The following is a 19,635-nucleotide window of genomic DNA, read 5'->3' on the forward strand; positions in this document are numbered from 1 at the left end:
GCCTTGGGAACCCCCTTGTGCTATTGGTTAGTTAGGAATCGCGGCGTAGGCGGGGCAATAAGGCGCGGATTCCGGCCCCTGTCAAAGGGAAAGCGACGAAGACCCCGGCTTTGCTCCAAAATTACGGCCTGTCCCGCAATATGGAGCAAAATCGAGGAGTTCCGCCCTTTGTTTCACTATAGTGACTTTTTAGTGCCTCAGGCTGGGATCGCTATCACGCCCCGCCAGATTCGTCGGCTGGGCAGCCAGGTCGTCCTCTTCTGTCCAGGTGATCGCATCGGGCATCGAAACCAGTGCCCGCGCCAGAACCTCATCGACATGAGAGACGGGAATGATCTCCAGGCCCTCCCGAATATTGGCGGGAATTTCCGCTAGGTCTTTCTCATTTTCCTGGGGGATCAGCACCGTCTTTATCCCGCCGCGTAACGCCGCGAGCAGCTTTTCCTTGAGGCCCCCGATCGGCAATACCCGGCCGCGCAACGTCACTTCGCCCGTCATCGCGACATCCTTTTGAACCGGGATGCCGGTCAGCGTCGACACGATCGTCGTCACCATGCCGATGCCGGCCGAAGGTCCATCCTTGGGCACGGCGCCTTCGGGCAAGTGGATATGAATATCCTTGCGATTGAACACGCTCGGCTTGATGCCATAGCCCGGTGAGCGCGCCTTCACATAGGAAAAGGCCGCCTGCACCGATTCGTTCATCACCTCGCCCAGCTTGCCCGTCGTCTTGATCTGGCCCTTGCCAGGGACCGTCACCGCTTCGATCGTCAGCAGTTCGCCACCGACCTCGGTCCAGGCGAGGCCCGTGACCGCACCGATCTGGTTTTCCTCTTCACCGACGCCATGGCGGAATTTCCGCACCCCGGCGAAGTCGGCCAGATTGTCGGGCGTGATGACGACCTTATCATATTCGCCTTCCAATATCTTGCGTAGCGCCTTGCGAGCCAGACGCGCCATTTCCCGCTCCAGCGTGCGGACGCCGGCTTCGCGGGTATAATAGCGGATCAGGTCGCGAACCGCCGGTTCGGTGACGACGACCTCGCCGTCCTTCAGCCCATGGGCGTCGATCTGCTTTGGCAGCAGGTGGCGCTCGGCGATCTCGACCTTCTCATCCTCCGTATAGCCTTCCAGCCGGATGATCTCCATGCGATCGAGCAGCGGCTGGGGCAGGTTCAGCGAATTGGCGGTCGTGACGAACATGACGTCGGACAGGTCGACGTCGATTTCCAGATAATGGTCCTGGAATTTGCTATTCTGTTCCGGGTCCAACACTTCCAGCAGAGCGGAGGCCGGATCGCCCCGAAAATCCTGACCCAGCTTGTCGATCTCATCAAGCAGGAACAGCGGGTTCATCGTGCCCGCCTTCTTGAGGTTCGACACGATCTTGCCGGGCAGCGAGCCGATATAGGTGCGGCGGTGGCCACGAATTTCCGCTTCGTCGCGCACGCCACCCAAGGACTGACGCACGAATTCGCGCCCCGTCGCCTTGGCGATCGACCGGCCAAGCGAGGTCTTGCCAACACCGGGCGGGCCGACAAGGCACAGGATCGGTCCCTTGAGCTTGTTGGTGCGCGCCTGGACGGCGAGATATTCGATGATCCGGTCCTTGACCTTCTCCAGCGCGAAATGATCCTCGTCGAGAATATCCTGCGCTTTCTTGAGGTCGGTCTTGACCTTGCCCTTCTTGCCCCAGGGCAGGCCCAGCAGCACGTCGAGATAATTGCGCACCACCGTGGCTTCGGCCGACATGGGCTGCATCGCCTTGAGCTTCTTGAGCTCTGCCGTCGCCTTGGAGCGCGCTTCCTTGCTCAGCTTGGTCTTGGCGATCTTTTCGGTGAGTTCGGCGAGTTCGTCGCCTTCCTCGCCCTCGCCATTGCCCAGCTCGCGCTGGATCGCCTTCAACTGCTCATTGAGATAATATTCGCGCTGGGTCTTTTCCATCTGGCGCTTCACGCGGCCGCGGATCTTCTTTTCGACCTGCAGCACGCCAAGTTCGCCCTCCATGAAGGCGAAGACCATCTCCAGACGCTTGACCGGGTCGGCTTCAACCAGCAGCGATTGCTTGTCCGACACCTTGACATTGATGTTGGCGGCGACGGCATCGGCCAGCCGACCTGCATCGTCTATCTCACGCAATTGCACCGGCGTTTCGGCCGGCAGCTTCTTGTTAAGCTTGGCGTAATTTTCAAACTGCTCCGCCACAGACCGCATCAAGGCGGCGGCTTCGGGGCCTTCGGCGGCCAGTTCCTCGACGGGCGCGATCTCCGCAACCAGATAATTGTCCCTGGTTTCCATCGCGGACAGCTGCGCACGCCGCTTGCCTTCCACCAGAACGCGAACGGTGCCATCGGGCAGTTTCAGCAATTGCAAGACGACTGCGACGACGCCGGTGTCATAAAGTGACTCGCGACCGGGGTCATCCTCCGCCGGGTCCAGTTGCGAAACCAGGAAAATCTCCTTGTCGCCTTCCATCGCGGCTTCAAGCGCCGCGACGCTCTTGTCACGGCCGACGAAGAGCGGGACGATCATCTGCGGAAATACGACGATGTCGCGCAGCGGCAAAAGAGGATAATGCGTAGTCATTCAATCTCCGGGGCCGAAAAACGACCCATCAAAACGGTCCATCGCCTTTATGGGGATGCCCGGCACGTCAATCAATCGACACTGTCATAACAATGCAGCCATGAACCAGAGGTGATCGTTCTCCCGGACGTCCGGTCAGAATGGCAGTTTGAAGCCGGGGGGCAGTGGCAGGCCAGCCGTCATCTTGCCCATTTCGGTATTGCTGACTTCATCCGCCTTCTTGCGCGCGTCGTTGAAGGCCGCCGTGATCAAGTCTTCCAACATCTGCTTTTCCGATGGCGCGAGCAGGCTGTCGTCGATCGAAACGCCTAAGATGCGCCCTTTCGCCGACGCGCGCACCTTGACCAGCCCGCCGCCAGCGGCGCCTTCCACTTCCAGCTTGTCCAGATTGTCCTGCGCGCGCTGCAATTCTTCCTGGACGCGGCTTGCCATGCCCAGAATTTCGTTCAGATCCTTCATGCTTCAGCACTCCATCGTTCGAGCCGGTCGTCCAGCTCGGCATCGGGGAAAGCGGCCATCGCCGCCTTGACCACCGGGGTTTCCAAAATCCGGGCGCGCGAATCCGCCGCCTGTCGTTGCTCCTGCTCCAGCAGGGTCGGCTCGGCCGGCCCGTCGCCCGCCGCCACCTGCCACGCGGTTCCCGTCACCTCCCGCAAGGCCGGCAGCAGGCGGGGAAGGAAGTCAGCCGGAAGCTGCGGCGTTGGGCGATAGTCGAATTGCGGCGGCGCATAGCGAATCACGCCCACGCAATCATGCAGCTCCTGCGCCAACTGCCCCTTCCCGCGCTGCCAGAAAGCTTCGATCAGTGCGACAAAGGTGGCAGGCAGTCGCGCGGATGTCGGCGCCGCTGATGCTCCGCCGGCGCCCGCAGCATCAACACCTGCTGCCGACGGTGCCCCGCCTTCGCGCAACAGCCGCGCAAGTTCGCCGGGATCGGGCATCGTAGCGGCATGCATGACCCGCAGCAGCGCCATTTCACAGCTTTCGATCGGCAGGACCGCATTGGCGACCTCGTCATGCCCCTTGAGCAGCAGCTGCCACAGGCGATGGAGCGGGGCGAAGCCCAATTGCGCGGCCCAGTCCGCCAGCATCTCCCGCTCCTCGGCGGACTGGCCGGGGCTGGCAATGTCACGACCGGCCTTCATCAGCGTCACTGCATGCACCAGTTCCATCAGCCCACGCATCAGCGCCAGCGGCTCGACGCCCAGCGCATATTGCTCGCGTAGGGCGGCCAGCAAATCAGCCGTTTCCCCTTCCAGCAGCAGCGCCAGCAGACGGCGTACCGACCCGCGATCGGACAATCCTAGCATTTCGCGAACCTGCGCTGCGGTCACGAGCGATGGCCCGTCGTCCATTTCCGCATGCGCGATCGCCTGATCAAGGATGGACAATCCGTCACGCGCCGAGCCTTCGGCCGCCTGGGCGATCAATGCCAAAGCCTCCGGTTCGGCGGCGACGCTTTCAGCCTCCACGACATGCGCGAAATGACCGGCCAGCAATTCGGCGGGAATGCGGCGCAAATCGAAGCGCTGGCACCGGGACAGGACCGTGACCGGCACCTTGTTCACTTCCGTGGTCGCGAACAGGAATTTCACATGCGCCGGCGGCTCCTCCAGCGTCTTCAACAGCGCGTTGAAGGCGTTTTTGGACAGCATGTGCACTTCGTCGATGATGTAGATTTTGTAGCGCGCCGACACGGCGGCGTAACGCACCGCTTCGATGATCTCGCGCACATCGTCGACGCCGGTATGGCTGGCCGCGTCCATTTCGACGACGTCGATATGGCGGCCTTCCGCGATCGCCTTGCACGGTTCACATTGGCCGCAGGGGTCGATGGTGGGGCCGCCCTGTCCATCGGGTCCGATGCAATTAAGCGCCTTGGCGATCAGGCGCGCCGTCGACGTCTTGCCCACCCCGCGGACGCCGGTCATCAGGAACGCGTGCGCAAGCCGCCCCCGGCGGATCGCATTGCCCAGCGTCTGGACCATCGCGTCCTGGCCGATCAGTTCGTTGAAGCTGCGCGGTCGATATTTGCGCGCCAGAACGCGGTAGGGCTGGAGTGAATCGGACATGCCATGGTCCTACCCGTTCAGGCAGGGATTGTCGAAGCGAGATGCTGGAGGGTGGGAGCCGGGACGACCCGCGGCGGAATCACTGTGGCTGCTTCCGTCAGGACCTGACCAGGTTCGCGACGGCCTCGTCCGCCCGACTCCCGATCGCGCATATGACGGTTCGCCGATCGGATGGCAAGGCCCTAGCCGGGTCGAGCACCGCCTTTTCGATCGCTCAGCGCTTTTCGCCGCCGTCATCGAAGAAATGCTGGATCACGTCGCGTGCAAGCCGCACCGGCCGCAGGGTCGACGCGTCGACGCAGCACCAACTGGATCGAACCTCCGCCAGCACCTCTTCCCCACGGCGGATGATCGTTTCGTAGAAAGCTCGCGCACCCTGGACTTTTTCCAGAAGCACGGTGGCGATCACTTCATCATCCAGGAAGGTCGGCTTGCGGTACGTAATTTCATGCTTGAGCGCGACCCACAGATGCTCTGCCACGGCCTCGGCCGGGGCAAGCGCGCGCCAATGGTCCAGCACGGCATTCTGCACCCATTTCAGATAGCTGGCATTATTGACGTGACCCATGAAATCAATGTCGTCCGGGTCGATGCCAACGGGATAGCTGTGGGGAATCGCGTTACTCACAAGAATGTCAATATCATTTCCGCAGGGCGGCAGATAGGGGGCACTTCAGAAAAGAATGCCGGAGCGTCTGGCATGCGAGGAACCCTTGCCCATGTCGGTTACATGGTCACATTACCTATGCCGCAGCGCAGCAAAAAATCGTGAAAATGATTGACACAGTCAGGGCAATGACCATGCTGTGTCGTATCCGTAACAATGACGGTGATTAGCATGGCTATGAGCAAGGAAGTGGCAGCACAAGTGGCGGCTCAGTTGACACAGGCATGGGCTATTCGATCCGGCGTGAAGAAGCCAGACCCGGCAAAACCGATCGAAGATCAGGTAATTACCATCTATAATCGATTGCTGGTTGCAGTGCAGCAATTGGATCGGTGATAGGCCCGTTCTGAGGGCGACATCTGACCGCGGCGTGCGTGCGACTCGTGATGGGAGATTAACGAGAAAAGGCCGGCCTACGACCGGCCTTTCCCCGAGTGATCAGAACCGCCAGCCGACGCTTGCAACGACCTGATGACGATCCGTGTCGACATCGAAATCGGCGCTGGTCGCGCCATTCATATAGTCGATGTTCGCATCGGTGTAGTTGGAATAGCGATATTCCAGCTTGGCAAAGGTATTGGTGTTGATCGCGCGTTCGACGCCAGCCCCGATCCGCCAGCCGTCCAGCTTGAAGGAGCGATCGGTGGTTTCATTGGTGTTGCCCGCCAGCACATTCAGCTTGCTGTTGGTATAGCCACCTTTCACGTAGACCAGCGTCGCTGGGTTGGCGAGGATACCGGCACGCGCGCCGATATACAGGTCACGGCCCTGGCTCACACGGCCGAAGCCGAACTGATCGGTCAGGTCATAGCGGTCGCTCTTGGCGGTCGAATCTGTCCATTCGCCTTCCACGCCGACGACGGCGCTACCAAGGTTGACGTCATAGCCTGCGCCGATGCCGTAGAGCAGTCCGTCGATCGACTGGTCATCGCGGCCATTATTATTGTCGACATCGCTGCCGGCGCCAACATGGTCATAACCCAGGATCGCTTCCACACGCGGACCCGTGAAGGTCGGGCCGACATCCTGCGCCAATGCCGGGGTGGCGACGACAGCGCCTGCCAGAAGAGTTGCGACCATCAACTTGCGCATAACAGATACTCCATTCGTCTTTCTTCTCCCCTGCTGGGGATGAGACGCAGAAGCCATGCGACCGGCAAGAGTTTCATGAACGGGAGATAAACGCCTGAATCTGTGGCATTATTGCCACGAAAATGCTTCAGCTTGACGCGGACATGTGTGTTTGCGACGGTAAGCTGTCGATCTGTTCAGCATTCGACGACGTTGACCGCCAGTCCGCCCAGCGACGTTTCCTTATAGCGACTCGCCATATCCTCCCCGGTCTGGCGTATGGTTTCGATCACGGCGTCCAAGCTGACGATATGTCGTCCATCGCCCTGCAACGCCAGGTAAGCCGCGTTGATCGCCTTGACCGCGCCCATCGTATTGCGTTCGATGCAGGGGATCTGGACCAGGCCGCCAATAGGGTCGCAGGTCAGACCCAGATTATGTTCCATGCCGATTTCCGCGGCATTTTCGATCTGACTGTTGGTGCCGCCCAATACCGCAGCCAAGCCGGCAGCCGCCATCGAACAGGCGACCCCCACTTCCCCCTGGCATCCCATTTCGGCCGCAGAGATGGACGCGCGCTTTTTGTAGAGGAACCCGATCGCCGCGGCGGTGAGAAGGAAGCGCCGCTCCCCGTCCCGGTCAGCACCGGGAACGAAGCGGCGATAATAATGGAGCACCGCTGGAATGACGCCGGCCGCGCCATTGGTGGGCGCGGTGACGACCCGGCCCCCTGCCGCATTTTCCTCGTTCACCGCCAGAGCGAACAGGCTGACCCATTCGAAAATCTGCGCGGGACCCAGCGCATCCTGCTGAAGGCGCAGTCGCTGGTGAATGGCGCGCGCCCGGCGCCGCACCTTAAGGCCGCCTGGAAGCAATCCCTCCTGCGAAAGACCACGCTCGATCGACTGCGACATGGCGTCAATGACCCGGTCCAGAAACGCCTCGGTTTCTTCCTGCGTTCGCCAGGCGCCTTCGTTGCGCAGCACCAATGTGGCAATGGAAAACCCATGCGCCTCCCCCTGCTCCAGCAACTCGGCACCGGAGGAAAAGGGATAAGGCGGAACGACATTATGGCCCAGCGCCACATCGTCGCTGACCGGCACCGTTCCGGGCAGCACTGCCCCGCCCCCGATCGAATAATATTCCCTGACGAACGGAGCGTCTTCGCCCGCAAACCATGCGGAAAAGCGCATCCCATTGCTGTGCGCTTCCAAAAATTCGCCCATGTGAAAGAGGAGGTCGCGCTCTGTGTCGAAGGGCACCCACTGATCCTTCGCGCTGCCCGCCTGGATGCGCCCATCGGCGCGAATGCCGGCCAATATGTCGGCTATCGCATCTGGATCGACGCTTTCCGGGCTATGTCCCGACAGGCCCAGCAGCACGGCCGTATCCGTCGCATGGCCCCGCCCGGTGAGCGCGAGCGACCCGAACAATTCGCACTGAACCCGCTGCGGCGCGGCAGGCAGGCCGTCCATGAATTGCAGCGCCGCACGCATGGGTCCCACCGTATGCGAACTCGACGGACCGATGCCGATGGTGAAGAGATCCGTGATGCTGATGGCGGTGCCAGCGTCGATCCGGCTGTTGGTCACGATCAATAATCCTTGGAAACGCGTATGTTGGCGCTTTGCCGGCCAAGCGTGGAAATGGCGCCCAGCAGCGAAAGCCAGCGCGTCACCTGATATTCGATGCGGGTGGCGGAATAGCCCTGCCCATCGGTGATGAGTTCGACATAGGTTTTGCGGGTCAGATATTTGCCCGCGGCAATCGATGTCCCCTGCCCCTGCGTAGGATCGGCCGCAATGATCCGCAACCGGTCCAGCCCCGCCGCCTTGCGCACGGCGTTGATGGGATCAAGCCCCCCTTCGCCCTGCAAGGATCCGACGGCCGATGCCAGTTGCAAGGCTTCGGGCGCGGACAGATTGGTGATCGACGTGCCGAACAGGATGCGGGAAAGCAGTTCGTCCTGCGGCAGCGCCGGCACGCTGTTGAAACTGATGTCGGGTTTCAATCCGGTGCCGCCGACATGGATTGTCGCGCTGAGATCGCTGACGTCCGCTTCCGCATCGATGTCGAGCGTCGGATTGACCGGCGTCTTGCCGTCAAACTGAATACGGCCTTCGCGCAACTCGAAGCGGCGGCCGGCAAATTCATATCCCCCACGCACCAGTTCCGCCCGCCCGGCGATGGTGGGGTTGGTCACGGTTCCGCCAATCGTCAGGTCCGCGCGCCATTCGCTGTCCAGCCCCAGGCCCGTCACCATCAGGCGATTGCGCGCCCGCGCCCGCACCGCCAAGGCCCATGGAACGCTGGTGCGTGGCCGCTCAATCTCATCCCCGCGCCGGTTGATTTCCACAACGCGCAATTCAGGTATCTGCGCCACCGCCGCCGCACGCCCCATGGTGAAACGGCTGCGGTTGAGGATCAGGTCGCCGCCAATCGTCCCGCCAGCGCCATTGGACTTGAGCGTCAGCGGCCCCGTGACCGTGGCGGCGATATCATCCCGGTCCAGCAAGGCGGCATTGTCCGCCTGAAGCGCCAGGTCCATGCCAACACCGGCGATACCGTTGAACGTGAATCGTCCACTGCCCGTCACAGAGCCGCCATTTTGCGCGCTGGCGGCAAAGCTGTTGATGACCAGCTGCGCCCCGGAAAAGCGGCCCTGCGCCTTCACATTGCGCAGGCGCATGCCGGTTACGGCGCTATTGATGGTCGCGTTTTCCGTCGCGAGCTGGCCGCTGATCTGCGGATTGGCGAGCGTCCCGCGCATATCGGCCGACACGCTGACCGGCCCGCCAATATCGACAATTTCCACGCCGGTCAGCCGCCACAGCGTATCGGCCGTCCCCGCATAGCGCAGTTGTGCAAAGAGCGGGGCGGCGTTGAGGCGCGACACCAGGCCGCCTTCGCGTCCCAGCGGAGTGAGCAAGGCCTGACCGCGCCCGATGGTGCGCCCGTCCGCAACGAAGAGCATCCGGGTCGCCAGCCGGTCGGGTGTCAGCGCCGCATTGACGCCGACATCGACAGGTTGCGAACTTAACGACAGACCCGACCGCGAAAGTCCCCGGATGCGCAGTTCCGCCTTGCCGGTCGGCGGTCCGCCGCGCGGCTGCGCATAGCTGAGCGATCCCGTCGCCATGCCGCCAAGCCCCAGATTGTCATAAGCGATGTCGAGCAGTGACAGCGGCAGCGCCTGCATCCGCGCTTCGATCCCGATCGCCCCGGCGCCCAATTCCCCCGCCAATTGCAACGACCCGCCGGCATAGCTGATCGTCGCGGGCGACAGCCGCCAGCCTTCGGCCGTTCGCCTGAAAAGCGCGGCACGGGTCAGGCCAATGGGGCGCTTGTCGATCGTCCCCTTGGCGGACAGGCGGATGCTGTCCGGTTCGACCTGCGCTTCGCCTTGCAGATCGAACAAACGCCCCCGCTGGCCGGACAGGCTGCCGCTGACCTTGCCCCGGCCGTCCACCAGATTGGCGGTGAGCGCTAGGCGGCCAAGCAGCGCGCCGCCCACCCGCAGTCCCCGCGCCTGCGCCGTCGCCGTGACATTTGTTCCGGCAGGATCAAGCAGGACAGCAGCGTCCAGCGATCCGCGTCGCACTTCGATCGCGGTCGGCCCTGCAAAGCTCGCGCCGTTGGCGGTCAATTTGACCTGCACCTGCTGGATGGCGTTGACGGGTCGGAAGCCGACATATCCAGTGACCGGGCCGGTCACGCTGAGTTGCCCCTCCAGCCCGCCAGGAAGGGGCCGGATGTCGCCGCTGGCATTGACGCCCGATACCGACAGCTGCGCCACGCGAACGACCGCCTGGCCGCCCTGCGGCAGCAGGATGACACCGCGCCCGTCGAACGGCCCCAGCGTCGATCCGCCTTGCGCGGTGTAGCTGTAGCCTTCGTTGTCGGGAACCAGATGCGCCTTCACGTCCCGCAGGCCCAGGGCATCGAGCGGCCGCTCCAGAACAAGGTCGATCGTGGGGCGCTCGATCCGCCCGTCAAGGACGAGTTGAAGCGGGCCGTAGCGATCATGCTCGCCGCTGCCTTCGAAATGGAAACTCCCGTCGCGGCGCCTCATGCCGTTCGCCCGGAGGGTCAGCAGCGGCGATTGGAGGGTGAGGTCCTTGAACGCCAATTGGCCGTCGGGCTGCAATTCCAGGTTGCTGCGGGCGACCGGCAATCCGCCGCCAAGGCTACTGAGAAACCCGTTATCCAGCCGTCGCATCTGCGCCATTGCGCTGCCGTTAAGGCCAAAGCCGCCATCCCGGCGCGGCGTCGCGCGCAGCTTGGACGTCAGGTCGACGATGCCCAGGCCGCGGATGAACAGGCTGCGAATCTGGCCATCCAGCCCAAAATCATAGCGACCGCTCTTCAGGTCGAGCAGCATCACCAGCCTGCCCTGCAGCTTGTCCGACCGGACCTGCATGGGATTGCTGACGAGCTGCTGGCCCTTCAGTTGAAGGACGCCGTCCAGCGCGAAATTGCGAGCGATGGTGCCGACCAGGTCGCCATGACCATCAAGCCTGCTCGCCCGCAGTTTGACAGGGATCAACAAGGGTCCACTGCCCGCCCCCCGTCCGCTGCCTTCGGCGCGAACATCGGCAATCACGGTCTTGTCGAATGTCAGCTGTTGCGCCGTCAGCAGATAATCAAAGCCCAGCCGGTCGAGCGGCCCGTCAAGCCGTATCTTGGCCTGAATGTCCCGCCCGCCCATCGTGCGGACCAGCGCCTGGGGACGTGCGAGCGCCACTTCCACCAGCATATTGTCGAGCGCATTGTTGCGCAGGTCGATCGCGCCATCTGCGCTGAGGTCAAGGGCTGCCGAGCGTAGCATCAGCTTGCCGTCGATGATGCGGTTTTCAAAGCGGCCGTCGGCGCGCACGGACAGGCGCGGATCGGCCAGGCGCTTGACAAGACTGCCGCCTGCCATTGCCCGTCCCTCGATCGTGCCGCGCGCCGAATAGGCGCCGCTGCGCGCCGCCAGAACCAGATCGGCCGCCGGCGCACCGTCCAGCGTCGCGTCCAGCCGGCCATCCCATTGGCTCCAGCTGCCCTTGCCGCTGATGCGCAGATTGGCGTCCTGCCGCAGCCCGGCCATCGTCGCCAGAAGCCCCTTGCTGGGGGCGTTGACCGTCACGTCGAGCTTGAACCGATCATCGTCGGGTCGGCTGTCCAGAGCGATGGTGAGGACGTCGCTGCCATCAATCGTGCGGGCGGACAGATCAATAATGGCGCGACCCCCGCGAATATCCGCGTCCCCCGCCATTGTCGCTGTCTGCGCACGTCCGGTGATGGCGGGCGCGATGGACAGGCGACCGACCGAAAATTGCATCAGCCTTATGTCGAAGCCCGGCAGGATCGGCCCGCGCCGCTGTGTGGGATTGAGCTTGGGCAGCTTGCGCAGTTGCGCCTGCGGGATGGAAAGGCGATCAATGTCGAGCCGGTTGGACAGCCATGCGAAGGGCCACCAATCCAGCTCTACGCGGGGTGCATGGAAGAAAGGGCCAGTAGGGTCCGACAGGGTGAGATCGCGCAATACCGCCTTGCGATAAATGCTGCCTTCGATCGCACCAACGTGAATGCGCAGCCCGGAGGCGGACTGGATCGCGGCAATCCGGCTGGTCAGAAAGCGATGCCCGCCATCGGTATCAAGCCATGTCAGCGCGCCCGCCATGATCAGGAAGACGGCGGCGAGCACCCCCGCCACCCAACGCTGCCAACGACCATCCCAGGCGCGGCGCGGCGCGGCCTTGGCAGGCGGCGGGATGACGGGCGGCGGGGGCGTATCCTCCGCCATCAGAAGGCCTGACCCAGCGAGACATAAACTGCGATCTTGGGATCACCCGCTTGCGGGTTGAGCGGGGTGCCGACATCCACGCGGATTGGCCCGAAATTGCTGTAATAGCGCACGCCCATGCCCGCGCCGACGCGCAGGTCGCGGAATCGGGGCAGGAAGCTGGTGGAGATATTACCCGCGTCGACAAAAGGCACGACGCCGAAATTGCCGAAACGGATGCGGCCTTCCAGCGAAAATTCGGCCAGGCTTTTGCCCCCGACCGGATCGTCATCCTCGCCATAGCGCGGACCGATCGCCTGATAGCCATAGCCGCGCACCGACGCGCCGCCACCGGCATAGAAGCGGCGGGACGGGGCAATCTGATCGACGGTCGAACCAAGGATGGTGCCGAAGCGCGCGCGCGCGGCGACGACGACGCGCTCTCCCACCGGCTGATAGGCACTGCCGTCCAGCTGCACCTTCGTATATCCGAACGTCTTGTTCTGGAAAGACAGTTCCGGGCTGATCCGTCCGCCCAGGCGAAAGCCCTTGGTCGGATTGAGCAGATCATCGCTCCCGTCATAGGTCAGGCTGAGCGGAACGGCGCCGATCAGGAAGGTACGCCGCGCGCCCCCGGAAAAGGCGTCCGCTTCGTCCGACGCGATCAATTCCGCGCCAACGCGCCAGACCCAGTTCTTCTGAAACAGGATGTTGGTCTGCCGCTCCAGCGCACCGGCCAGGGTGATGGTGCGGGCGTCATAGGCATCGCGGCGAATATTGCTGACGGACAGCAGACCGGTCAGCACATTGTCACGCCGGTGAAAATTGTTGCGGCGATAGGTGAAGGACGCGGTCTGTTCCTGTGTGCCGACCACACCGCGCACGGTGACGGCGCCTTCGGGCGGAAAAAGATTGCGGTGCTGCCAGCTGACTTCCGCGCGATAGCCTTCGCCGGTGCCATAACCCAGTTCGCCGGCGATCGTCCGCAGCGGCGCAGGGCGCACATCGACGTCAAGGTCGACATGCTCGCCATCGCCTGCATCGCGCGGCGTCAGCGACACGGACGACACCAGACCGGTTGCGACGATCGCTCGCCGCAGATCCTCGACATCCGACGCCATGTACGTGTCGTCAGGGTCGAAGCGCGCGATTTCCTGGACATGATGGGCGTCGAACAGGCGTTCGTCATCCATGCGGATCGCCCCGAAGCGCCGATATCCTCCCGGCGCGACTATGATATCCAGGTCGCCCTTACGCTCTTCATGGTCGATCCGCACTTCCGGCTCATCGACCTTGGCGAACGGAAATCCGTTTTCGGCCAGTGCCGTTTCCAACTGCCCCTGGCCGGCGATAATGGCGTCCGCATCGACCGGATCACCCACTTTGGGCGGAAAGGCGGCGCGCAGCTTTGCTTCCCGCTCGCCGGTTTCGGCAAGACCGGTCACGTCGACCGAAGACAGGAGGTAACGGGTGCCCGGCGTGATGATAAACGTCACCGCCAGCCGGTCGCTCCCCGGCGCGGGGGCGGCAACATTTCCGCGCACCCGCGCGGCGTAATAGCCCTTTGCCCGCAGCAGCCGGTCGAGCAATTCGCGATCCTCGGCGATGCGACGATTTATCTGCGCGAGGTTCGCCGCCTTGTCCTCGCCCTGATGCAGAACGGACAATTCGTCGAAGCGCTGGCGGAAGGTCGTATCGGCGATGCCGTCCAACCCTGTCAGATTCACCGTATAGCGGCGCTCCTCGCCCGCATCGGCGAACGCCGCGACGGCCTCGGCCAGATCGGTCGGCGCGGTGTCGAAGTCTTCGGCCGGAGCGCCCGCCTGATCGGCAGGATCGGGGACGAGCGGCGCGACATTATCGGGCTGATCCATGTCGGGCCAGTCGAGGCCGATGTCGGGCATGGCGTCCAATGGCGCGTCGGCATCGGGCAGCGCCGGCGCGGTTCCACCCTGCGCCAGCGCCGGACAAGGGGCAAGCAGCAGCAACGGCGCGAGAAGCAGCCGGGTATGCGGTCGGCCGGAAGCGCGGCATCGGGTCCGCAAACCATGGGTCATGGCGCCGGTCTAGACCAACTATGGCGCAAAGCGCCAGTACCGAACATCATGGCAATCAGGGGCTGTTCGGCAAAATGTCAGAAAGCCGTGTTGAGGCGATCCAGCAGGGCGCGCGCCGGGCCGGCGTCATGGCCCTTCGGATCATTGCCCATATGCCCCAGCCGGTCCTCCAGCCGCGCGACCCGATCATAAAGATCCTGACTGCCCTCGATCAGGGCGCGGGCCTCGAAGGGAAATCCCTCCGTCAGCGTGGCGTCGGTCAGGCTGGCGCGGCCCAGGCGATATTTCTCATCGCCCAGATCGGCATCGCTGATTTCCCCGCGCTGCCAGGCGCGCTGGCTGAGGAGCCAGGCGATGACATGCATCAGCCGGGTCGTCACCTTGAGCGATTCGCAGGCGAAGGATACGCGGCGCAGAGGGTCGACCGCTTCGCCGCGTCCCAGAACGTCACCGTCAAAATAAGCCCGCGCCTCATCGGCCATCATCATGGCTTCGAGGTAAAGGCCATCGACCAGTCGGCGATGAAGGCCGGGATCCAGAGACGCTGCATAACGCATGGCCACTGACTGACACAGATTGACGGCTTTGTCAGCGGGGCAAGACAGCAAGAATGGACGCCCGATGTCCCATTACGGAGCCGCACTTGTGGCAAGAGCGTTGGCTGGCACTCAGGCGATGATGTCGGGGACCAGTTCATCTTCCAGCGCGCTGATCTCATCCTTCAGGCGCAGCTTGCGCTTTTTCAGCCGCGCGATCTGCATCTGATCGCTGCTTCCCGCATCGACCAGAGCCGCGATCGCACTATCGAGATCGCGATGTTCGACCCGAAGCAACTCCAGACGGCGCATGATATCTTCCCGGCTCACCGTCGCTGTTCGCACCCCCTGTACATCGTGCGACCGGTGGTAGCGCCCGATGCTCGCGCGGGCCACCGCAAATTTGCAAACGGCCCATCGCAAAGGCGGAATCATCGCGAGACAAGGGCCATCTTTCATGATCTAATCGGAAATCCATCGCCCTCGTAAGGAGAATGTCATGGAAAACAGCCACATCTCAGCTCTTTCGGCCAAGCACGCAGGACTCGACGCCCGGATCAAGGCGGAGACGAGTCGTCCCATGCCGGACACGACCCTGGTTGCCTCGCTCAAAAAGCAGAAATTGCGGCTGAAGGAAGAGATGGCTGCGCAGCATTAAGCGCAAGCGCCTCCATACAGGGTGCGGACCGGCGCAATGGCGTCGGTCCGACCCGTCCCGTCACCATCGATGTGTCAGGATGTCCACATACCGTGACCGATGTCGTGACGGTCAGCGCAAGCGGCCTGCGCGCGGCGCCCTCAGATAATCCGGCATGGTCTGTGCTGAGCCAGAAGACACGGGTTTGCGCGCCAATTGCGGGTCGATAACCTCATCAAAAGCCAAGCCGATTTTGCTGTCGCGCGACCAGGCAATCGTGCCGGAGATGCGGCCGACGCCGCGCAAGTCCAGCGCGACCTTCTGCCCGGCCGCGAGCGGCATTTCACAATCCGCCATCAAGCCAGTAGCCGACAAGTTGCGGATGCGTGCGCGGCCCAGCGACCGTCCGTCGGGAGCAAGCAGGCTGGCCATCAGGAACAGGCTGTCGCGCGGTGACGATCGCGCCGGTCCCCGATCCGAAATGCCCTGCTCGTCGTCCATTCCATACCCGCAAAATCTAGTGTGTTCCGTCGCGGACACTAATTCCAGGCGATGGAAAAACCGTTAATCGTCGCGCGAGATTTTTTCCTGTCGTTCGTGACGCTCCTGCGCCTCGACGGTCATGGTGGCGATTGGGCGCGCCTCCAGGCGGCCGAGCGAGATTGGCTCACCTGTCACTTCGCAATATCCATATTCGCCATCGTCGATACGGCGCAAGGCCGCATCGATCTTTGAAATGAGTTTGCGTTGGCGGTCGCGCGTGCGCAACTCGATCGACCAATCGGTTTCGCTCGATGCGCGATCATTGAGGTCGGGTTCGCGCAGGGGCTCATTCTGAAGAACCGCCAGCGTCCCTTCCGCCTCGGCAAGGATCTGCTTTTTCCAGTCCCAAAGCCGCTGCCGGAAATATTCCTGTTGCAGCGGATTCATGAACTCCTCGTCGGCCGATGGGCGATAATCGACAGGCAGGGTTATCGACGATTTGGGCGGCTTTACGCCGTCTTTATCGGAATTCAGCACCGACGCCATCTGGCTCTCCGACTCGTTGGCCCGGTGCTTCAAGCTCCCGGGCACCAATGACTTTTCATTGAGGGCGCCTCATAGCCATCGGCGCGGAACGACACAAGCGGACATTGGCGTCGGCAAGGTGGGTTTTCCGCCACACGACCGAGTCCCCGCCGAAGCGGCAGCCGCGACTCGCAACGGGACGCACTGCCGCGCCGGATCGAGTAGCGCTTTACCCTATGGCGCCGGGTCGTATCATAGTGGGACGTTAACCATGATCGCTGACGCTACGGCCTGAATTTGGTGGACTTGTCGGCAGGATTCAGAGTTAACGACCTTGCGGTTAACCTTTTCTTCTGCGCTTTTATGAAAAGGCAGCCTGACCCGTTCCAACCCGGATCGGATGGCGACAAGACAAGAGTGGATTCCTATGTCGGTTCGGATGGCCCTGGCTAAACTATGCGCTTGCACCTGCGGTGGCGCGATCATCGGTGGCGGCGCGGTGCATGTGGCCGAAAGCGCGCGCCCTGCTGTCGTTCATAGCAGCAAGAGCACGAAGGCCGCGCCTAAGAAGCGCTATGCCGTCCGCACCGTGAAGAGGAAGGTCGTCAAGACCGCCGTGGCCTGCGCACCGCAAACGGTGACTGTCACCAGCCAGCCCGCGCCCGTTCCACTGCCTGCGCCTTTGCCGCCAGCTGAAATGCCGATGATGTCAGGCGGCGGCGGCGCAGTGCCGATCGTCATGGGCGGCGGCGGATTTGGCGGCGGCGGTTTCATCGGCGGGTTCTTCGGCGGCGGTGGCAGCAGCGGTGGGTCCGTGGTGATCTCATCGACCAGCAGCTCGACCGGCGGTATCAGCACGTCGACGTCATCCGGCGCGACCAGTAGCTCATCCTCATCCAGCTCCAGCTCGTCCTCCTCCTCTTCGTCGTCCAGCTCGTCTTCGAGCAGTTCGAGCGGCGGGAAACCGGGCAAACCCGACAAGCCCGATCATCCCGGTTCGACCGGTGGTTCGTCCGGCAGCAGTTCGTCGTCTTCGTCCAGCTCGTCCAGTTCATCGTCGAGCAGTTCGTCGTCCAGCTTCGGCAGCACGGGCAGCAGCGGCAGTTCGTCGACGTCGTCTTCGACCAGCAGTTCGTCGTCCACCAGTTCTTCGACCAGCAGCTCGACGGGCGGATCGAGCACCAGCAGCGGCGGCACGGACGTGCCCGCGCCGCCTATGGTTCTGCTCTTCGGTGCGGCCGCCGTGGCACTGGTCGCTCGCCGGCGCTTTGCCGAACGCAAGGCGCAGGCAGCAGCCTGACCCTTTTCCCCTCAAAGGGGGCATGCGAGGGGTGGCTCCGGGGGGCCACCCCTTTTTTTGCCGCCTCAACTGGCGGCGATGACTTTTTCGATTTCCGGCACGGGGTGATTGGTCAGGTCCTTGGCAATCTCTCCGATCAGGCGGTTCTGCACTTCCTTGTGCAGATGCTTGCGCATTTCGCCGAGCGCAGTCGGCGGCGCGACGATGATCAGCTTTTCAAATTCCTGCGCCAAGGCACGGCGTTTCAGCATATCGGCGGCATCGGCTGCGAAGCGCGCCTCCTCCAGATCATGGAAGTTCACTTCGTCCATGGCGCTGCGATGGCTGCCGACCGAATTGTGCGATCGGCCCGGCGCATCGGTCGCCTGTTCGCGGTCGGCGGGATTGTCCTGCTCCTTGACCGTTTCCGCTTCCAGATTGGGATAGGCCGCGTCGCCCTTGTTCCGGAAGAACAACATCTTGCGACCATCGGCCACCAGCACCATCGTATCATGTTCGATCTGCATCGCCTGTCTCCTTTGTTATTGGCTGACGTAACGCTAACGGATGACGGGGCCTGGGGTTGCGCGAGCGGCAGGCTGGCGGCATAGGCTTGCGCCATGCACGACATACGCTTCATCCGCGAAAACCCTGCCGCTTTCGACGCCGCCCTCAAGCGCCGGGGACTGGATGCGCTGGCTTCAGACATCATCGCGCTGGACGAGAAAAGCCGCGCGCTCAAAACGGAGTGGCAGCAGGCGCAGGCGCGCCGCAATGAAGCGAGCAAGGCCATCGGTCAGGCCATGGCCGCAAAGGACAGCGATACCGCCGAGGCGCTCAAAGCCGAAGTCGCGCGCCTTAAAGACAGCATGCCAGCGCTGGAGAGCGAAGAGCGCGCGATCGGGGAGCAATTGACCGCGCTGCTGGCCGCCATTCCCAACCTGCCGGCGGACGATGTGCCCGATGGCGCGGACGAAACGGACAATGTCGAACTGAGCCGTTGGGGCACGCCGCGCGACTTTGCGTTTCAGCCGCAGGATCATGCCGATTTCGGCCCGGCGCTCGGCCTCGATTTTGAAGGCGGGGCCGCCCTGTCGGGCGCGCGCTTCACGGCGCTGCGTGGTCAGATGGCCCGACTGCACCGCGCGCTCGCCCAGTTCATGCTCGATCAGCAGACGACGGCGAACGGCTATGAAGAAGCGATCGTCCCGCTGCTCGTCAAGGATGCGGCGCTGTTCGGGACGGGGCAATTGCCCAAATTTGCCGAAGACCTGTTCCAGACGACAGACGGCCGCTGGCTCATTCCCACTGCCGAGGTGTCGCTGACCAATCTGGTCGCCGATCAGATCGTGCCGGAAGACCGCCTGCCGCTACGCCTGACCGCGCTCACGCCCTGTTTCCGCTCCGAAGCCGGATCGGCCGGCCGCGACACACGCGGCTTCATCCGCCAGCACCAGTTCGAAAAGGTCGAACTGGTGGCGATTTGCCGGCCCGAAGAATCGGAGGCCGAGCATGAGCGCATGGTCGCGGCGGCGGAGGGCATTCTCCAGGCGCTTGCCCTGCCCTATCGCAAGATGCTGCTCTGCACGGGCGACATGGGCTTTGGCGCGCGCAAGACCTATGATCTGGAAGTCTGGTTGCCCAGCCAGAAAACCTATCGGGAAATCAGTTCGGTTTCCAATTGCGGTGACTTTCAGGCGCGGCGGATGAATGCCCGCATGCGGCCCGACGGCGGAAAGCAGACGATGTTTCTACATACGCTGAATGGATCGGGCCTGGCGGTCGGGCGGACATTGGTCGCCGTACTGGAAAATTACCAGCAAGCCGACGGCAGCGTGATCATTCCCGATGCCTTGGCGCCCTATATGGGCGGGGTTACGACGCTGGAGCCGCGATAGGGGCTTTTTCTGTCTTGGCTTCGGCGCCTGATGAAGAAGGTGGCATGAGGGCTG

The 19,635-nt window shown here is 63.0% G+C and carries 19 protein-coding genes and 1 other RNA gene; 4 read left to right on the forward strand and 16 right to left on the reverse strand.

Annotation, left to right across the window (positions count from 1 at the left end; all coding sequences use genetic code 11):
- Nucleotides 1-189 precede the first annotated feature (189 nt).
- The 5 genes from lon to RLDS_RS34055 form a co-directional block, all read right to left on the reverse strand.
- A complete protein-coding gene (gene lon / locus RLDS_RS34040) occupies nucleotides 190-2,586 on the reverse strand; it encodes an endopeptidase La (RefSeq protein WP_021224907.1) in 2,397 nt (798 codons plus the stop codon).
- A 135-nt stretch (nucleotides 2,587-2,721) separates the two neighbouring features.
- A complete protein-coding gene (locus RLDS_RS34045) occupies nucleotides 2,722-3,045 on the reverse strand; it encodes a YbaB/EbfC family nucleoid-associated protein (protein WP_021224908.1) in 324 nt (107 codons plus the stop codon).
- Complete coding sequence (locus RLDS_RS34050; protein ID WP_021224909.1) at nucleotides 3,042-4,658, reverse strand: DNA polymerase III subunit gamma/tau; 1,617 nt, start codon at nucleotides 4,656-4,658, stop codon at nucleotides 3,042-3,044. The genes RLDS_RS34045 and RLDS_RS34050 overlap by 4 nt, the downstream gene beginning before the upstream one ends.
- Before the next feature lie 47 nt (nucleotides 4,659-4,705).
- Nucleotides 4,706-4,803, reverse strand: an RNA gene (ffs, locus tag RLDS_RS55140) — signal recognition particle sRNA small type.
- A gap of 69 nt (nucleotides 4,804-4,872) precedes the next feature.
- On the reverse strand, nucleotides 4,873-5,286 hold the full coding sequence (locus RLDS_RS34055) for an acyl-CoA thioesterase (RefSeq protein ID WP_021224910.1): 414 nt from the start codon (nucleotides 5,284-5,286) through the stop codon (nucleotides 4,873-4,875).
- Between the two features lie 210 nt (nucleotides 5,287-5,496).
- Here RLDS_RS34055 and RLDS_RS56235 point away from each other — a divergent pair, with 210 nt between their 5' ends.
- On the forward strand, nucleotides 5,497-5,661 hold the full coding sequence (locus tag RLDS_RS56235) for a hypothetical protein (protein ID WP_161626714.1): 165 nt from the start codon (nucleotides 5,497-5,499) through the stop codon (nucleotides 5,659-5,661).
- A 102-nt stretch (nucleotides 5,662-5,763) separates the two neighbouring features.
- On the opposite strand, the gene RLDS_RS34065 is transcribed toward RLDS_RS56235, so the two are convergent.
- The 6 genes from RLDS_RS34065 to RLDS_RS0127755 form a co-directional block, all read right to left on the reverse strand.
- On the reverse strand, nucleotides 5,764-6,417 hold the full coding sequence (locus RLDS_RS34065) for an outer membrane protein (protein ID WP_021224912.1): 654 nt from the start codon (nucleotides 6,415-6,417) through the stop codon (nucleotides 5,764-5,766).
- A gap of 176 nt (nucleotides 6,418-6,593) precedes the next feature.
- A complete protein-coding gene (locus RLDS_RS34070) occupies nucleotides 6,594-7,988 on the reverse strand; it encodes an L-serine ammonia-lyase (RefSeq protein WP_031297549.1) in 1,395 nt (464 codons plus the stop codon).
- A 2-nt stretch (nucleotides 7,989-7,990) separates the two neighbouring features.
- Nucleotides 7,991-12,187 (reverse strand): translocation/assembly module TamB domain-containing protein, encoded by a 4,197-nt coding sequence (locus RLDS_RS34075; RefSeq protein ID WP_021224914.1) that lies wholly within the window; start codon nucleotides 12,185-12,187, stop codon nucleotides 7,991-7,993.
- A complete protein-coding gene (locus RLDS_RS34080; protein WP_021224915.1) occupies nucleotides 12,187-14,223 on the reverse strand; it encodes an autotransporter assembly complex protein TamA in 2,037 nt (678 codons plus the stop codon). Before RLDS_RS34080 ends, RLDS_RS34075 begins: the two co-directional genes overlap by 1 nt.
- A gap of 77 nt (nucleotides 14,224-14,300) precedes the next feature.
- On the reverse strand, nucleotides 14,301-14,780 hold the full coding sequence (locus RLDS_RS34085; RefSeq protein WP_021224916.1) for a DUF1465 family protein: 480 nt from the start codon (nucleotides 14,778-14,780) through the stop codon (nucleotides 14,301-14,303).
- A 111-nt stretch (nucleotides 14,781-14,891) separates the two neighbouring features.
- Nucleotides 14,892-15,071, reverse strand: coding sequence for a YdcH family protein (locus tag RLDS_RS0127755; protein ID WP_031297550.1), 180 nt, complete (start codon nucleotides 15,069-15,071; stop codon nucleotides 14,892-14,894).
- A gap of 187 nt (nucleotides 15,072-15,258) precedes the next feature.
- On the opposite strand from RLDS_RS0127755, the gene RLDS_RS55145 reads away from it, so the two are divergent.
- Nucleotides 15,259-15,417: a YdcH family protein gene (locus RLDS_RS55145; RefSeq protein WP_021224918.1), complete on the forward strand. Its 159-nt coding sequence runs from the start codon at nucleotides 15,259-15,261 to the stop codon at nucleotides 15,415-15,417.
- A 111-nt stretch (nucleotides 15,418-15,528) separates the two neighbouring features.
- Here the strand turns inward: RLDS_RS55145 and RLDS_RS34090 are convergent, their stop codons facing one another.
- The 4 genes from RLDS_RS34090 to RLDS_RS56885 all read right to left on the reverse strand — a co-directional run bounded on the left by RLDS_RS34090 (nucleotide 15,529) and on the right by RLDS_RS56885 (nucleotide 17,601).
- Complete coding sequence (locus RLDS_RS34090) at nucleotides 15,529-15,897, reverse strand: PilZ domain-containing protein (RefSeq protein WP_021224919.1); 369 nt, start codon at nucleotides 15,895-15,897, stop codon at nucleotides 15,529-15,531.
- 63 nt (nucleotides 15,898-15,960) lie between these two features.
- A complete protein-coding gene (gene dksA, locus RLDS_RS34095; protein WP_031297551.1) occupies nucleotides 15,961-16,425 on the reverse strand; it encodes an RNA polymerase-binding protein DksA in 465 nt (154 codons plus the stop codon).
- Between the two features lie 552 nt (nucleotides 16,426-16,977).
- Nucleotides 16,978-17,385, reverse strand: coding sequence for a hypothetical protein (locus RLDS_RS34100; RefSeq protein WP_021224921.1), 408 nt, complete (start codon nucleotides 17,383-17,385; stop codon nucleotides 16,978-16,980).
- Between the two features lie 6 nt (nucleotides 17,386-17,391).
- Entirely contained in the window at nucleotides 17,392-17,601 is a 210-nt protein-coding gene (locus RLDS_RS56885; RefSeq protein ID WP_021224922.1) for a hypothetical protein, read from the reverse strand.
- Nucleotides 17,602-17,605: 4 nt separating this feature from the next.
- Between RLDS_RS56885 and RLDS_RS55835 the strand changes: the two genes are divergently transcribed.
- Nucleotides 17,606-17,704, forward strand: a complete 99-nt coding sequence (locus tag RLDS_RS55835) for a PEP-CTERM sorting domain-containing protein (RefSeq protein ID WP_152528002.1) — start codon at nucleotides 17,606-17,608, stop codon at nucleotides 17,702-17,704.
- Between the two features lie 65 nt (nucleotides 17,705-17,769).
- On the opposite strand, the gene RLDS_RS34110 is transcribed toward RLDS_RS55835, so the two are convergent.
- Nucleotides 17,770-18,210, reverse strand: a complete 441-nt coding sequence (locus RLDS_RS34110) for a host attachment family protein (RefSeq protein WP_021224923.1) — start codon at nucleotides 18,208-18,210, stop codon at nucleotides 17,770-17,772.
- A gap of 93 nt (nucleotides 18,211-18,303) precedes the next feature.
- Between RLDS_RS34110 and serS the strand changes: the two genes are divergently transcribed.
- Entirely contained in the window at nucleotides 18,304-19,581 is a 1,278-nt protein-coding gene (gene serS, locus RLDS_RS34115) for a serine--tRNA ligase (RefSeq protein WP_021224924.1), read from the forward strand.
- Nucleotides 19,582-19,635: the final 54 nt, after the last annotated feature.

The organism is Sphingobium lactosutens DS20, from assembly GCF_000445105.1.
Taxonomy (GTDB): Bacteria; Pseudomonadota; Alphaproteobacteria; order Sphingomonadales; family Sphingomonadaceae; genus Sphingobium; species Sphingobium lactosutens.

What these genes read in the sequence shown, in the direction of transcription:
- lon (WP_021224907.1), bottom strand. Translation starts at nt 2,586, where the DNA reads ATGACTACGCATTATCCTCTTTTGCCGCTGCGCGACATCGTCGTATTT.
- RLDS_RS34080 (WP_021224915.1), bottom strand. Translation starts at nt 14,223, where the DNA reads ATGACCCATGGTTTGCGGACCCGATGCCGCGCTTCCGGCCGACCGCAT.
- RLDS_RS34110 (WP_021224923.1), bottom strand. Translation starts at nt 18,210, where the DNA reads ATGCAGATCGAACATGATACGATGGTGCTGGTGGCCGATGGTCGCAAG.
- RLDS_RS34050 (WP_021224909.1), bottom strand. Translation starts at nt 4,658, where the DNA reads ATGTCCGATTCACTCCAGCCCTACCGCGTTCTGGCGCGCAAATATCGA.
- RLDS_RS56235 (WP_161626714.1), top strand. Translation starts at nt 5,497, where the DNA reads ATGGCTATGAGCAAGGAAGTGGCAGCACAAGTGGCGGCTCAGTTGACA.
- RLDS_RS0127755 (WP_031297550.1), bottom strand. Translation starts at nt 15,071, where the DNA reads ATGCGCCGTCTGGAGTTGCTTCGGGTCGAACATCGCGATCTCGATAGT.
- RLDS_RS34075 (WP_021224914.1), bottom strand. Translation starts at nt 12,187, where the DNA reads ATGGCGGAGGATACGCCCCCGCCGCCCGTCATCCCGCCGCCTGCCAAG.
- RLDS_RS34045 (WP_021224908.1), bottom strand. Translation starts at nt 3,045, where the DNA reads ATGAAGGATCTGAACGAAATTCTGGGCATGGCAAGCCGCGTCCAGGAA.
- dksA (WP_031297551.1), bottom strand. Translation starts at nt 16,425, where the DNA reads ATGGCGTCGGTGCTGAATTCCGATAAAGACGGCGTAAAGCCGCCCAAA.
- RLDS_RS55145 (WP_021224918.1), top strand. Translation starts at nt 15,259, where the DNA reads ATGGAAAACAGCCACATCTCAGCTCTTTCGGCCAAGCACGCAGGACTC.
- RLDS_RS34090 (WP_021224919.1), bottom strand. Translation starts at nt 15,897, where the DNA reads ATGGACGACGAGCAGGGCATTTCGGATCGGGGACCGGCGCGATCGTCA.
- RLDS_RS34085 (WP_021224916.1), bottom strand. Translation starts at nt 14,780, where the DNA reads ATGCGTTATGCAGCGTCTCTGGATCCCGGCCTTCATCGCCGACTGGTC.
- serS (WP_021224924.1), top strand. Translation starts at nt 18,304, where the DNA reads ATGCACGACATACGCTTCATCCGCGAAAACCCTGCCGCTTTCGACGCC.
- RLDS_RS34065 (WP_021224912.1), bottom strand. Translation starts at nt 6,417, where the DNA reads ATGCGCAAGTTGATGGTCGCAACTCTTCTGGCAGGCGCTGTCGTCGCC.